The following is a 12996-nucleotide window of genomic DNA, read 5'->3' as shown; positions in this document are numbered from 1 at the left end:
TAAGTTGTTGTTATTGCCCTGTCCAAAACATTATTGATTAAAGATCGTCTTCTGATGCAACCCTATTGTAGGACATGCAGACAGCATCATGCCACACTCCACCCCGTATAGGATTCTAGTTCTGATTACAGAAGCTATATCCACATGGATACTATGACTTGATCACTGCACAATCATTCTTCTGTTAACCCGAATAACAGCAAAAAGTGTCTATAATCTCAGATAGAATTGTCATACCAATATGGGCGGTGTTCGATGTATACCCCGGCACCTCAGGCTACCGGTAAAAGACTCTTCCACCTAACGATTACGGGATTGTGCCTGTTGCTATTGACAGCTTGTGGTGGCGGTGGCGGTGGCGGCAGCAGTGACTCACCAGCCAATGAAGTAACCCAATTCTCCCGCTTCGAGTATCCCCCGGTCGACCTCTCCGAAATTGAGTTCATCCTTCCCCTGGGCGGTATGATCGGTAACCACGTAACGCCCATCGATCACCAGTACTATGTATCACCCGATTTTGGTGGTACAGAAACAATAGAGATCGATGTCTATGCACCTGCTGATGGCACTGTAAGCAGTATCCAGCACATGGGGAACTTCAACAATGATGACTATCGGTTTGTCATCGATCATAGCGATACCATCCAATCGATCTACATCCACGTGGATAATCTCTCTGACAAATTGGCGCTTCATGCACCGGCGAATGGTCAATACGTCAACACAGACATCAGCGTATCGGCGGGTGAGATCCTGGGCAGTTATTCGGGCTCGGTGGATTATAATCTGGTTGACAACGATATAACCCTTTCGGGTTTTATCAATCCCGACAGCTACACGGCAGAACCTTGGAAGATTCATACCCCGGATCCCTTTGACTACTTCAATGACACTATACGTCAGACCCTGTTATCCAAGTCCCTGCGCACGGTTGAGCCGGTAGGCGGAAAAATCGATCACGACATCGACGGCCATCTGGTAGGCAACTGGTTCCTGGAAAACACCAATGGTTATGCCGGCCTTGATCCCAATAACTACTGGCTGGGACATCTATCCTTTTCCTACGACTATATCGTTCCCGATCACATTATCGCCTCTTTCGGAGATTATGCGGGGGAACAGCGGCAGTTCGGCGTTCTCGGCAACACACCGGACCCGGCTAATGTCACTCTCTCCAGTGGCTTGGTCAAATATGACCTGGTCAGCTATGAATACTATGACGGCGCTGTACCCTGGGACCGCCTGAGTTTCACCCAGGGCCTGAGCATGGACAACTACAGCTTTATCGATGCGGTTGTACTCGTACAACTTATGGAGACGAGACGGCTAAAGGTCGAGATCTTCCACGGACAGACCTCTTCAGACATCACCGGGTTTACCGACGACGCAAGGTACTACACCAGGTGATGCAGGAAGGAATTGGAAAAAGGATTTCATGAAAGCGATTCTATTCTCTCAATATGGATCACCAGCCGAGTTGCACCTGACAGAGATCCCGACACCCTCCCCCAAAGAGAATGAACTGCTGGTGAAGGTTCATGCCTCCTCGATCAACTCATGGGACTGGGAATACCTCAGCGGCACCTTTCCCAATCGCATGTTCTTTGGACTATTCAAACCAAATCCCCGCAAACAGGTGCTTGGCGCCGACATCGCGGGGACGGTTGAAGAAGTTGGAAGCCGGGTGACCCGATTCAAGCCTGGGGATGAAGTGTTTGGCGACCTGTGGGAGAGCTGGGGCGGCTTTGCGGAATATGCCTGCGCACAAGAGAGCGCCATGCAAATCAAACCCGAAGGATCGACCTTCGCACAGGCGGCCGCTGTTCCCCAAGCCGGCGTCCTCGCCTTGCAGGGGATTCGCAAAGCCCCACCGTTACAACCGGATCAGCGGGTATTGATCAATGGTGCCGGCGGGGGTGTCGGCACCTTTGCCATCCAATTGGCCAAGCTTGCCGGTGCGGAAGTAACCGGTGTCGATGCAGCCCATAAACTGGAGGTTGTCATGGCAACCGGCGCTGACCATGTCATCGATTACAAGCAGACCGATTTCACCAAAACCGGAGAGCGCTACCACCTGATAATCGATTGTCACGGCAATCGCTCCATAGCCGACTATAAGAACGCCCTGTTACCCGATACTACCTACGCCATGATTGGCGGCACAAGGATCATCCCGGTCCTGTTACAGGATTATATTGGTCGAATAACCGGCGAAAGCAGAAAATTCTGCTTGGTGGCTGAGGGTCCCAACAAAGGCCTCGGAGATCTCAGGTCTTATATGGAGGCCGGAAATATCAAACCTGTTATCGACGCAACCTACCCATTGGAGGAGACCCCGGAGGCCTTCCGCTACTTCGATAGTGGGCTGCACAAAGGTAAAGTCATCATTACTATAAAAAATTAGTCGATTCCACTGCGTATCCCAGGGCTTCTTTTCTGATTTCAATTTATGACAGTTTGCTCAGGATTTTGTCAGCATTCAGAGATCAGGGTATGGACAGGCGTACAAACGGAAGTTCGCAGTATCGCCGGGGAGTATGCGGCGCGAGACAGGGTCACTGGCTAATGAGTTGTTGGAATAACCAATGCCAGGATCAAGGATGACCCCATGAATGGTGAATGCCCCTGCTGCAAGGAGTAGCAAAAGATACCAATGCTCAGGGCTGATAATTCCCTTAGTGATGAATCCTAACAGGACTCCCAATGATGTGAGTGCCAGATAAAGTGCTGTAAGCATACTTAGAATGTAGAATGGTTAACTCCATCACCTGGTGGATAGCCATCTATAGGCTTCAAGTACCACAAAACGTCTGATAACCAACATCAGCATCTTCTGGCACAACCTGAAACTGCAATGTCTTATTTGTTGATTGATAGGGGGATCGCAAAACATCCAGAAATACTTCCGCGACACTGGCGTCACCACTCTCCAGGCACTCCTGGATGACCTGCTCCATATGATAGTTTCGGGGGATCACGACAGGGTTGGCCTGTCGCATGCATTCCTGTATTGCCTCACTGTTTTCCTGTTGGCTTTCCAGGCGTTGACGCCAAGCGGGATACCAGCTTCCCAACTCATCAAGCATTTTTTGTTCTACTGATTGGGATGATAAGGATTGAGTCAGGCGATCAAACCCCGTGGTGTAATCGAGCTGTTTCTGTTCAAGTCGATCCAATAGTCCGAATATCAACGCATCATCACTTGACATGATTTGAGAGAGGCCGAGTTTACGACCCATCATCTGCAGATAACGTTGTTTGAATTGCCCGGAAAAGTTTTCCAGGCGGGATCCCAAGGTATCGATGGCCTGCTTTTCGTCCTTGTCTATCAGATGTAACAAGGTCTCCGCGAAACGCGCCATATTCCATTGCACGATGGCGGGCTGATTGCCAAACGCGTAGCGTCCATCCCGGTCGATGGAGCTGAAGACGGTCTTCGGATTATAACTGCCCATCATGGCGCAGGGGCCATAGTCGATGGTCTCCCCTGAGATGGCCGTGTTGTCAGTGTTCATGACACCGTGAATGAAACCCACCCGGAGCCATTCGACCACCAGCTCGATCTGGCCTTCCATGACCTTGTCGAACAGCTGCAGGAAGCGTTCACCACCACCCTCCTGCAGTTCGGGATAGTGACGCTTGATGGCGAAATCGCAGAGTTGCTCAATCGCCTGATGATTTTGTCTTGCGGCGAAATATTCGAAGGTGCCCACACGCAGGTGGCTGGATGCGATGCGAGTCAGTACCGCGCCCGGTTGTACTGTTTCACGATAGACTGGTTCACCCGTTGTGGTCACCGCCAGGCTGCGGGTCGTCGGTATGCCCAGGACGTGCATGGCCTCGCCCATGATGTACTCCCTGATCGCGGGCCCCAGGGCATAGCGTCCGTCGCCGCTACGGGAGAACGATGTCTGCCCGGACCCCTTTAACTGGATATCTCTTCTTTCACCGGAGTGATCGGCAATCTCGCCGATGATATGGGCGCGTCCGTCGCCAAGTTGGGGCACGAAGTGACCGAACTGGTGGCCTGCATAGGCCAATGCGATAGGCTCTGAACCCGGTAGGAGTTTGTTGCCCGAGAATAGCTCTGCCAATTCCTGTTCCGATAAGTTTAATTCTTCCAGTAATGGCAGTTCTCCGGCCAGGCTGCTGTTCCAAAGAAACATCTTGGGATCATTTACCGGTTCCGGCTGAGTGCTTTCATAAAAGTTCTCGCCCAGGCGGACGTAGCTGTTGGTGAGTTTCATTCTTTCAACATAGCATAACCCCAGGTTGACTTAATCCATGTAGGATGTGGGATAAACCATCCCCGAATTGCTCAATATCATGAGCAATGATTGCGGTGCGGCAAACCATACCCTACGCTTCGATAGCCTATAAATCCTAAGGGGTAAAGTCCTGCTCAATAGTGAACAGTTGATCGAGCAGGATCGACATGGCATCGATATCCACTGCTGTTGCTTGGCGAATATTCACTGTTTTGGAGTGGGAAATTGCTGCTTGCCTGCTGCCAACAGTTTGAGCGCCTGATTTCGACACTCCATCATCACCTTGACATCCAGACCCTTGTGCCAACGTACAGGTATTAGGTTTTGACCATAGTAAGCCCCCGCCAACATACCGGCAATGGCCCCGGTAGTGTCAGCGTCCCCACCCCGGTTGACCACATCGATGAGAATATCTTCAAAGCTGTCATTGGCAAACAAGGCCTGAAAAACGACCTGCAAGGTCTCCACGATATAACCACTGGGATTCTCCACCCGCCGCCTGTCGTATCGATAGAGAGGAAACCGGGTAACCAGTGAGGCTGCCATCTCCTCGAGGCGGGATTTGTGCCAGCCCTTCAGTGCGGCGACAACCATCTCCACCACTGTCTCGGTACCGGCATCCGCCATGGGGTTGTTATGTGTGATATGGGATTGAGCACGGGAGGCCTCCAAGCGCTCTCTTTGCGGGGCATCGCAGTAAAAAAGTGATATGCCCAGGGAACGCATGCAGGCGCCGTTTCCGGCATCGAACTCGTTCACTGCTACCGCGGTCTCTCCCGAATTGCGGTAGTGGACAATCCCACGCCTGACAGTGTTGCCGATGTCCACCGGTTTTTTACGCATCCATTGGCTGAATGCCTCTGCCACTGCCTTTGCCTCGACCCCCTGGTGGTCGAGTATCGATTCACCCAGCGCCAGGCTCATCTCCGTGTCGTCGGTAACCCGCCCGGCCTTCAGGCGCAGCCATCCGCCGCCAATGATCTTGTCATGGACACCATGTTTTTCCTTGATCTCCCGGGGCGTGAGAAACTCGGTGGTAGCGCCCAGCGCATCACCCACGGCAAGACCGATATAGGCACCCATGGCCCGCTGCTCACTGGTCAGTAGCGCTGGATCTGGCTTCGTCTGCGTGAGGCCGATCAAGGGTGACATCAAAACTACTCTTCACTGCCGAAGCAGTTGTCATAGTCCACGCAGACCTCGCAACTGGGAGAACGGCAGGTATAGATCCCCTCGGTTTCGCAGAGCTGTTTATAGAGGAACTTCTTCCATTTCATGTCACGGTCGTTACGTTTTGCCAGCGGCCTGAAGCAGGTCAGCATCAGCTGCGACAGATCGGCACGCTGCCATAGTCCCAGGTCCTGCCACATATGGTCACTGCCCATGCATCCGGCAACCAGGATATCCGCCATCCAGGTCTCCGACGACGAGATACCGCTGCGATTGACCAGCAAGAGTTTTTTCAGGTCATCCATCTCGTCCTGGCGCTCGGGATCCATAGCCTGTGCCCGCTCCATCAAGGCATGGGCATCGAAGCCGGGAAAGTGGTAGGCCATCATACGGCGATACTCCACTTCACCCAGGCCCAGCCATAGGGGCATAGCACCCTCGCCCAAGGCCCAGGAGGAGAGCATGCGCGCCAGGATCTCCTCGACAGGTTCACCACGACGCGCATCCATCAGCCTGGCATGGAGATCGCTCAGGGTCTCGCTTGCCAAAGCAGGCATGGCCATCAGACTGCCTCGTACTCGACGACGATATCCTCATCCCTGGGGATAAACTGACAGGCCAGGCGCCATTCGCTGGGGAGATCGTCCACGATCATCTTCTCCAACTCCTCCTTGCTGACCTTGCCCAGTTCGCGCAGCACCTTCTTCTCCTTCTCTTCCAGGTGATAGCCCATCGGTTCGGTGTCGCCGATGTATTTCACACGGATGACGCAGCTGCCGCAGTCACCATCTCCACAATCGAAACTGATCGGGATCTTGTTGGTCTTGGCAATCTTAAGGACTGTCTCGGTAAAACTGCCGGCCACGGCATATACCGTCTTGTCCTTGTATTCGGGATTGGTAAAGGTAATTAAAGGCATCTTGCTTTCTCTCGGTTTCGGTTATTTAGGCAGGCTTGACTTTACAGTCACCCAGAACCTGTGCCTGACAGGCCAGACGGTCGTGACGGCTCGCCATGTTCTCCTTGAGGATCTTCTCCTCCAGGACGGAGGGTTCGGTCAGGTTGTTCCACCCATCTGTGACATGCATCATGCAAGTCCCGCAGTCGCCTTCGCGACAGCCGTAAATGATGCCTGCACCGATTTTTTCCGATACCTCGATCACACGGGTACCCGCAGGTACATTCACCGTCTGTTCGATATCCTCGAATGTTACTTTTGCTTTAGCCATAGCTTTTCACCTTAAGGGTTAACGTTAAAATTCATTTCATGATTGTTTTGTTTCAAAGAGGTCTCAAACAAGATCCGCAAAGTCGATCACCGCCTTCTCCTGATGCTTGCCTATCAGCACCTCTGCTATCTGCCGACCGAAGGAGTGGCAGCCCTGCAACTCCTCATCGGTAGGTATCAACTTGACCCGCATCCCTTCATGGGGGATATGCATCTTCAGCCCACGCATGCGATCCTCGATCATGCGCACCGCCTCCCCGCTCCAGCCGAAGGATCCGAAGGCGCCGCCGATCTTTCCTTTCAGGTTGACCACGGCCAGTGACGAGAGCAGATCCCAAACCGGCTTTACCGCATCACCGTTGATGGTGGGGGAACCGAACAGCAGGGCATCCGCCTCCTCGATAAGATCGACAAAGGGATCGGTCTCCCCGCCCTCCAGGTCGTAGATCGAGACACGCACCCCCTCCACACTGCCTGCGCCTGCACTGATCTCCTCGGCCATGCGCGCTGTATTGCCATAGGAGCTCATGTAGAAGATCACCAGCGAGTGGTCATCCGATCCGATCTCCCGGGTCAGACTGGATGTGGAGAGTTCCCGGTAGTGGGTGACGTAACGCCTGGGCCGCTCGCGAAGAATCGGTCCGTGGGTGGGTGCAATCTGTTTCAGGGTCAGAGGTTCGATAAGCTTCAACGCATCCATCACATGCTTTTTGAAGGGACGCATAATGTGGGCATAGTAGTAATCGAAGGAAAAGCGGAAGTCCCCGACCCGGTCGTTGAACAGGCGCTTATCGCAATAGTGACACCCAAAGACATCCCCGGAAAAGAGAATCCCCTCCTCTTCCAGATAGGTGCACTGGGTATCGGGCCAATGTAGAAAGGGTGTATGCAGAAAGCTCAGGGTACGATCACCCAGGCTAACGCTATCACCGGTATTGACCGTCGTATACTCGAAGGATTCGTTGGACGGTTTCAACAGGGCCTTCAACATCGAGGTGGCCCGTTGTGAAATGTAGAGTTTTGCCTGGGGTGCCCGACGCATCAATTCAGGCAGTGCGCCGGTGTGATCCGGCTCCAGGTGATTGAGCACGATGACCTTGATCTCGCTGTAGTCCACTTCAGACTCCAGCCGCGCAAAGAACTCATCACTGAAGTTCTCCTTCACCGTGTCGACAACCGCAACCCCCTCACTGCCGCGGATAAGATAGGCATTATAGGTGGTGCCATTGGCGGTGCTGAGGATGATATCGAAGGTCCTGAGGGTTGGATCGAGCGCACCTATCCAGTAGACATCGTCGGCAAGTTCGACGGCCTTGCGATGAGTGGAAACATCGATATTGTTGTTCATCCTGGTGCCTCGCATGCAATGGACACTTCATCCTGCATGGGACAATCCTGCAGCTTCTCAGCGGCATTCAAGACGACACCCAATGCCTGCAGAACAGATCCAGCTTCAAAGCCTGACTGTCTGAGCTCGCCAAATTCGAGCAGGGGCCGACGGATGAGGATCGGGTCGGCGATCATCAGCGCCAATGCCTCTGCTTCACTCAATGCATCGATAGGGAGCTCCCCTGACTTCACTCTGGGCGACGTAGTGTTGAACCACTCCGCTACAGGCTTATCGCAGAAATAGGGGCGCAGCCGCTGCCCCGACCAGGCTTCGCTGATCAGGTCACGCACCACAAAATCGACACCCTGGCTGCGCAGTAGCTTCTGTTGTCTCAGGTTCCCCACACAACCGGGTTTTGCATAGAAAACCAGATCAGTCATCGACTCGTTTACAATCATGCAGACTCATCAAGAGCGCTGAGTTTCGCCGCCACACCCGGTCGGGCAGATGTACCCAATCGGGCTTACCCTGCAGTGCCGGATGGGCACACTGCATCACTATCTGGCTGAACCAACGCCGACCTGGATTGATGCCACTGTCCCTCGGTACAGTTATCAACTGGAGTTGTGGATCATGATCTGGGTAACGCATGTGCTTCTCCTTAAATACAAAATCGGTTATACCGCTATCGCGCCTGGATCTCGGCCATCACCTCCGCCAACTTCTCCGGCGGAATACCGGTCAGGGATCCAGGGGGATTGGCCGCCTCGCCAATGCCGTTAAGAATGGCCCCTTCGATGGGACAGATGCTGACGCACTGGGGATCGGCGTGATCCCCCTCGCACTCTGTGCACTTCTTGGCATCGATCAGAAAGTGGGGACGCGCTTCAAAGATCGCCTTGCTCGGGCATAGCGGTTCACAGGCCCAGCAGTTGACACAGGTTTCGATAATCGCGTAAGCCATGATTGCTCTCCTCAGGTAGCGGCCTGCAGTTGCTCGGACACCCTGGGTTGATCCAGTTGACCGTTGTCAGCCATTTCCGCATAGACCGCGGCTACCGCTTCCTCGATAGGCTCCATGGCATGCTCCCCATTGGGTTGGATACCTGCCTCTTCCAACTGCTCCCAGGGTTCGTAACCGATCTTGGAACAGAGCACCGCCTCGCAACCCTCCAGGGCACGGATGATCTTCTGCAGGGTGGTTTCCGCATCGCCGCAGGTGTCGCCTCCGCTACAGTAGAGATCGACCTTGCGATGACCGATGAAGCGCACATCGGTAGCAGAGGCCTCGTAGACAAGGAACTCCTTGGCATGGCCGAAGTGCTGGTTGATGACGCCACCACCGCTGGTAGCCACCGCCATCAACACCGGACGGGTCTGTTTCTTATTCACCTTCAGGGAAGAGAGAGAGACGAAACTTTCGCCGGTGTTGTTACGCTGCGCCTCCAGGGTCGCCAGGGCAGCCGCCTGATACTCGGCCCGCTTCGCCATGGCCGCTTCATAGTCCACATCCATGCTCTCCACCTTGTCCATGGTGAATTCATCACCCCGGTCCTCGCCAAGCATGCCCACCGCATCGGCGCGGCACTGACGGCAGTGGCGCATCATGTTCATGTCGCCGGCGCACTTGTCCTGCAGGGTCTGCAGTTCGTCGTGAGTGGGACCACGCTGACCCATGACACCGTAGAAGGTGCCGTGCTCCGCCTCAGCGATGAGCGGCATCACATTGTGCAGGAAGGCGCCCTTGGCCTTCACCACCTTACTCACCTCTTCCAGGTGCTGGTCGTTGACACCGGGGATCATCACCGAGTTGACCTTCACCAGGATGCCCTTCTCAGTCAGCATCTCGAGCCCCTTCTGCTGCTGCTCGATAAGAATCCTGGCGCCCTTCTTGCCCTTGATACGGCGGTTGTTCCAGAAGATCCAGGGATAGATCTTGGCACCTATCTCCGGGTCCACGCAGTTGATGGTGATGGTGACATGGTCGATGTTGTGCTTGCTCAGCTCTTCCACTTGGTCAGGTAGGGAGAGGCCATTGGTGGAGACACAGAGTTTGATATCGGGGGCCTTCTCGGTGAGCTGACGGAAGGTCTCGAAGGTGCGCTCCGGATTGGCCAGAGGATCACCGGGACCGGCGATGCCAAGTACCGTCATCTGCGGAATATTGGCAGCCACCGCCATGACCTTTTTCACCGCCTGGTCCGGGGTCAGCAGTTCGGAGACCACCCCGGGACGGGACTCGTTGGCGCAGTCGTACTTGCGGTTGCAGTAGTGACACTGGATGTTACAGGCCGGCGCCACCGCTACGTGCATGCGTGCGAAATGGTGGTGGGCGTCCTCCGAGTAACAGGGATGATCCTGGACCTTTTGGCGTATGTTCTCCGGCAGATGCGAGAGCTGGTCGCTGGAGCCGCCACATCCGGAAGAACTACAGCCGCTCTCGCTTGGCGCCGCACTTTGACCAATCACCTTCAATTCCATCACTTTGCCTCCAAATCATGACCCATACGGGTTAATGTCGGTTTCAAGAGGCTAGATGCAATCCGCGTGCCGCCTTTGCTCGATGGTCGTATCTTATTGAGTTAATTGATTTTATCGAAAGTACAGTTGGGTAAATGTCGGATTGGATACAGAGTGATGGAGGGTTCCTGTCGTATCCATTACAGGGGAGAAATCCTCCTAGGCAGTCATGAAGTCCTTCTCTCTATCTGTTGCTATCTTCAGGCTGGCAATCTGTTAACAGTTATCCCTTGTGATGTATTCAAGGACTCTCTCCATGAGACCGTTTATCGAGTGATATAGCTCTGGCGAAGCGGCTAATATCTCTGTTTCAGTTTGAATATATTCGCCATCAACCAACTCAGCAGCACAATGCTCAACTATCGCTTGTGCTGAAGCGGGGGTTGTTTCGAGGTGAAATTGAAGTCCGATAACATTTGCGCCAATCTGAAAGGCCTGGTTTCTGCAGACCTTGCTTGCAGCGATTTGGGTTGCCCCTGAAGGTAGATCAAATGTCTCACCATGCCAATGAAATACTACTGCTTCTTCAGGAAACTGGAATAACGCCTTGTTATCAGACCTTACCGCCTGAATGGGAAACCAACCGATCTCCTTCACTGAATTAGAATAGATATCAGCCCCCAAGGAACTAGCGATAAGTTGTGCACCTAAACATATACCTAAAACCGGCTTGCCTGAATCAATTACACTCTTTATAAATTCCTTCTCTTTTACGAGCCAGGGATAGTCAGTTGTATCGTTGACACTCATGGGCCCGCCCATGATCACAAGCAAGTCAACCTCATCGACCTCCGGAAGTTCGTCTGATTCATATAACCTGGTGTTTGTTATCTCGCAACCCGCACTCTGTAACCATATTTCGATACTGCCCAAGCCTTCGAAAGGAACATGTTGTAAATAGAGTGCACGCATTTTCTATACTTTATCTGATACTACTTGTTTAGCAGCAAATCACTTTCTATTGCTTGGTACTTTGATGCTGCATTGATTAACGCTGACGCTGTCAATTGAGGGACCCCATATACCTCTACGGAATTACCATAGGCCGTTCGCAACTTTTCAACCAACAGAGCAAAATCCCCATCCCCTGAAACCAACACTACAATGTCGGACTCTTTTCCATGTTCCATGGCATCGATGGTTATACCAACATCCCAATCACATTTAGCGGAACCATCGGATCTTTGGATATAGGATTTTAATTTAACTTCAAAGCCAATAGCCTTGAGTATATTTTGAAACTGTCGTTGTTTCTGATCACCCTTATCACATGAGTAAGCTATTGCCTTTATCACCTCCCGACCTGAGGTTGCCTTTCTCCAAAACAGATTGTAATCAAAATTCCGGCCATAAGCTTGTTTGGTTGTGTAATAGATATTTTGAACATCAACAAGTATGGTAACTTTTTGCATAAACACTCAGTTCGAGATCGATATAATGCAGAGATCCCCTGCATTTGCGTTCATTCGCGGACTACTTCAATTGACTTCGGATCTGTTCAATTCGTTTTCGGTTGACGCCAAAGTCTGAATACCCTACACGGGAAGCAGAACGGACATGTATGACTGTTTCATCCGCTTTTATCGATGACAAATAAAACTCCACATCATCAACAAATCGAAATATCATGGATGCAAACTCTGCTCGAATATATTCTTCCTGAGTCACTATGATCTTTGTTCTCTTCCATGTTTCAAGCATCTTCAAGAGAGCGCCTTGCGCCTCTTGCTGTGTGCCCATAAACTGGATGGGTTGAATGTAATGCTGTTCATCTGTTGCCTGACTGCTAACGCAGTTTGGCGTTTCCGGGCATTGCATCAGTCGGCCGTTATTTACACCCAATTTTGGCATGGTTCCTGAGCATCCTGTTAAAATTATCAAAACCACCAAAACAACGGGTAGTCTCTTTTTCACCACTCATACCCCTTTATAATCATTTGGATATAATCCATATTACTTCATGGAATGCAGGCCAAACATATTGCCCTCAGTATCTATCGCGAGAGATATGAAGCCATACTCACCAATCGACATCTTCGCTTGATGGATTTTCCCACCTGCAGCTTCAACTCGAGACTCTTCAACTGCACAGTCCTCACAAGAGAAGTAGACCAAGGTGCTGTTACCTCCAGCGGCAAAGCCATCCATTTTCACCAGGGCACCAGTAGCTCCATATTCCTGTACATCAGACGGAAAAGACCACATTTCGATGCCCGAATCATTCGGATCATTCAGCTTTTCCAGATCAACCGCAAGAACAGATTCGTAAAACCTTTTGGCTCTTTTCATTTCGTTTACGTATATTTCGAACCAAGCCACTGGATTGTCGGCCATGATGATCTCCTTGCCTAAAGGCGATTTGAATTGCCTGGCATGCAGGCATCCCTTTGTTTGAATCGAAACTACAATAGAACATTTCTTGGAGCATTTTACCAGAATGCGCAGGCTATCTGCTGGATCCTCAAACATACTATAAATGT

16 protein-coding genes are annotated in these 12996 nt (G+C 52.1%); 2 read left to right on the top strand and 14 right to left on the bottom strand.

Annotated features, from left to right (window positions below):
* Positions 1–255: 255 nt before the first annotated feature.
* The gene (locus R2K28_RS07080) at positions 256–1407 is read left to right on the top strand and encodes a M23 family metallopeptidase (protein ID WP_316368739.1); all 1152 of its coding nucleotides are present in this window, start codon (positions 256–258) and stop codon (positions 1405–1407) included.
* A gap of 28 nt (positions 1408–1435) precedes the next feature.
* Positions 1436–2404: an NAD(P)-dependent alcohol dehydrogenase gene (locus R2K28_RS07075; protein WP_316368738.1), complete on the top strand. Its 969-nt coding sequence runs from the start codon at positions 1436–1438 to the stop codon at positions 2402–2404.
* Between the two features lie 388 nt (positions 2405–2792).
* Here R2K28_RS07075 and R2K28_RS07070 read toward each other — a convergent pair whose 3' ends face one another.
* The 14 genes from R2K28_RS07070 to R2K28_RS07005 all read right to left on the bottom strand — a co-directional run bounded on the left by R2K28_RS07070 (position 2793) and on the right by R2K28_RS07005 (position 12985).
* On the bottom strand, positions 2793–4247 hold the full coding sequence (locus R2K28_RS07070) for a protein adenylyltransferase SelO (protein ID WP_316368737.1): 1455 nt from the start codon (positions 4245–4247) through the stop codon (positions 2793–2795).
* Between the two features lie 225 nt (positions 4248–4472).
* Positions 4473–5420, bottom strand: coding sequence for an ADP-ribosyl-[dinitrogen reductase] hydrolase (draG, locus tag R2K28_RS07065; protein ID WP_316368735.1), 948 nt, complete (start codon positions 5418–5420; stop codon positions 4473–4475).
* A gap of 5 nt (positions 5421–5425) precedes the next feature.
* Entirely contained in the window at positions 5426–6001 is a 576-nt protein-coding gene (locus R2K28_RS07060) for a nitrogen fixation protein NifQ (RefSeq protein WP_316368734.1), read from the bottom strand.
* Positions 6001–6357: a 2Fe-2S iron-sulfur cluster-binding protein gene (locus tag R2K28_RS07055; protein WP_316368733.1), complete on the bottom strand. Its 357-nt coding sequence runs from the start codon at positions 6355–6357 to the stop codon at positions 6001–6003. Before R2K28_RS07055 ends, R2K28_RS07060 begins: the two co-directional genes overlap by 1 nt.
* Positions 6358–6382: 25 nt before the next feature.
* Positions 6383–6667, bottom strand: coding sequence for a 2Fe-2S iron-sulfur cluster-binding protein (locus tag R2K28_RS07050; RefSeq protein WP_116446885.1), 285 nt, complete (start codon positions 6665–6667; stop codon positions 6383–6385).
* Positions 6668–6730: 63 nt separating this feature from the next.
* Positions 6731–8014 carry an FprA family A-type flavoprotein gene (locus R2K28_RS07045; RefSeq protein WP_316368732.1) on the bottom strand — a complete coding sequence of 428 codons (1284 nt, stop codon included), beginning with the start codon at positions 8012–8014 and terminating at the stop codon, positions 6731–6733.
* Complete coding sequence (locus R2K28_RS07040; RefSeq protein ID WP_316368731.1) at positions 8011–8454, bottom strand: ArsC/Spx/MgsR family protein; 444 nt, start codon at positions 8452–8454, stop codon at positions 8011–8013. Before R2K28_RS07040 ends, R2K28_RS07045 begins: the two co-directional genes overlap by 4 nt.
* Positions 8429–8647, bottom strand: a complete 219-nt coding sequence (locus tag R2K28_RS07035; RefSeq protein WP_316368729.1) for a hypothetical protein — start codon at positions 8645–8647, stop codon at positions 8429–8431. Before R2K28_RS07035 ends, R2K28_RS07040 begins: the two co-directional genes overlap by 26 nt.
* 34 nt (positions 8648–8681) lie before the next feature.
* Positions 8682–8960 (bottom strand): ferredoxin, encoded by a 279-nt coding sequence (locus R2K28_RS07030; protein ID WP_116446881.1) that lies wholly within the window; start codon positions 8958–8960, stop codon positions 8682–8684.
* 11 nt (positions 8961–8971) lie between these two features.
* Positions 8972–10477 carry a nitrogenase cofactor biosynthesis protein NifB gene (nifB, locus tag R2K28_RS07025; RefSeq protein WP_316368726.1) on the bottom strand — a complete coding sequence of 502 codons (1506 nt, stop codon included), beginning with the start codon at positions 10475–10477 and terminating at the stop codon, positions 8972–8974.
* Positions 10478–10732: 255 nt separating this feature from the next.
* Positions 10733–11428 carry a type 1 glutamine amidotransferase gene (locus R2K28_RS07020; protein ID WP_316368725.1) on the bottom strand — a complete coding sequence of 232 codons (696 nt, stop codon included), beginning with the start codon at positions 11426–11428 and terminating at the stop codon, positions 10733–10735.
* 20 nt (positions 11429–11448) lie between these two features.
* Positions 11449–11928: a LabA-like NYN domain-containing protein gene (locus tag R2K28_RS07015; RefSeq protein WP_316368723.1), complete on the bottom strand. Its 480-nt coding sequence runs from the start codon at positions 11926–11928 to the stop codon at positions 11449–11451.
* Between the two features lie 61 nt (positions 11929–11989).
* Positions 11990–12430 (bottom strand): DUF1499 domain-containing protein, encoded by a 441-nt coding sequence (locus tag R2K28_RS07010; RefSeq protein ID WP_316368722.1) that lies wholly within the window; start codon positions 12428–12430, stop codon positions 11990–11992.
* 39 nt (positions 12431–12469) lie between these two features.
* The gene (locus tag R2K28_RS07005) at positions 12470–12985 is read right to left on the bottom strand and encodes a VOC family protein (protein ID WP_316368720.1); all 516 of its coding nucleotides are present in this window, start codon (positions 12983–12985) and stop codon (positions 12470–12472) included.
* Positions 12986–12996: the final 11 nt, after the last annotated feature.

The organism is Candidatus Thiodiazotropha sp. CDECU1 (genome assembly GCF_963455295.1).
Classification (GTDB): domain Bacteria; phylum Pseudomonadota; class Gammaproteobacteria; order Chromatiales; family Chromatiaceae; genus Thiodiazotropha.
Note: the sequence above shows the minus strand (reverse complement) of the source record. Positions and strands in the feature narration are given on the sequence as shown.

Excerpts from the sequence above, each read along its gene's own strand:
- R2K28_RS07080 (WP_316368739.1), top strand. The coding sequence starts at position 256 with ATGTATACCCCGGCACCTCAGGCTACCGGTAAAAGACTCTTCCACCTA.
- R2K28_RS07075 (WP_316368738.1), top strand. The coding sequence starts at position 1,436 with ATGAAAGCGATTCTATTCTCTCAATATGGATCACCAGCCGAGTTGCAC.
- R2K28_RS07070 (WP_316368737.1), bottom strand. The coding sequence starts at position 4,247 with ATGAAACTCACCAACAGCTACGTCCGCCTGGGCGAGAACTTTTATGAA.
- draG (WP_316368735.1), bottom strand. The coding sequence starts at position 5,420 with ATGTCACCCTTGATCGGCCTCACGCAGACGAAGCCAGATCCAGCGCTA.
- R2K28_RS07060 (WP_316368734.1), bottom strand. The coding sequence starts at position 6,001 with ATGGCCATGCCTGCTTTGGCAAGCGAGACCCTGAGCGATCTCCATGCC.
- R2K28_RS07055 (WP_316368733.1), bottom strand. The coding sequence starts at position 6,357 with ATGCCTTTAATTACCTTTACCAATCCCGAATACAAGGACAAGACGGTA.
- R2K28_RS07050 (WP_116446885.1), bottom strand. The coding sequence starts at position 6,667 with ATGGCTAAAGCAAAAGTAACATTCGAGGATATCGAACAGACGGTGAAT.
- R2K28_RS07045 (WP_316368732.1), bottom strand. The coding sequence starts at position 8,014 with ATGAACAACAATATCGATGTTTCCACTCATCGCAAGGCCGTCGAACTT.
- R2K28_RS07040 (WP_316368731.1), bottom strand. The coding sequence starts at position 8,454 with ATGATTGTAAACGAGTCGATGACTGATCTGGTTTTCTATGCAAAACCC.
- R2K28_RS07035 (WP_316368729.1), bottom strand. The coding sequence starts at position 8,647 with ATGCGTTACCCAGATCATGATCCACAACTCCAGTTGATAACTGTACCG.
- R2K28_RS07030 (WP_116446881.1), bottom strand. The coding sequence starts at position 8,960 with ATGGCTTACGCGATTATCGAAACCTGTGTCAACTGCTGGGCCTGTGAA.
- nifB (WP_316368726.1), bottom strand. The coding sequence starts at position 10,477 with ATGGAATTGAAGGTGATTGGTCAAAGTGCGGCGCCAAGCGAGAGCGGC.
- R2K28_RS07020 (WP_316368725.1), bottom strand. The coding sequence starts at position 11,428 with ATGCGTGCACTCTATTTACAACATGTTCCTTTCGAAGGCTTGGGCAGT.
- R2K28_RS07015 (WP_316368723.1), bottom strand. The coding sequence starts at position 11,928 with ATGCAAAAAGTTACCATACTTGTTGATGTTCAAAATATCTATTACACA.
- R2K28_RS07005 (WP_316368720.1), bottom strand. The coding sequence starts at position 12,985 with ATGTTTGAGGATCCAGCAGATAGCCTGCGCATTCTGGTAAAATGCTCC.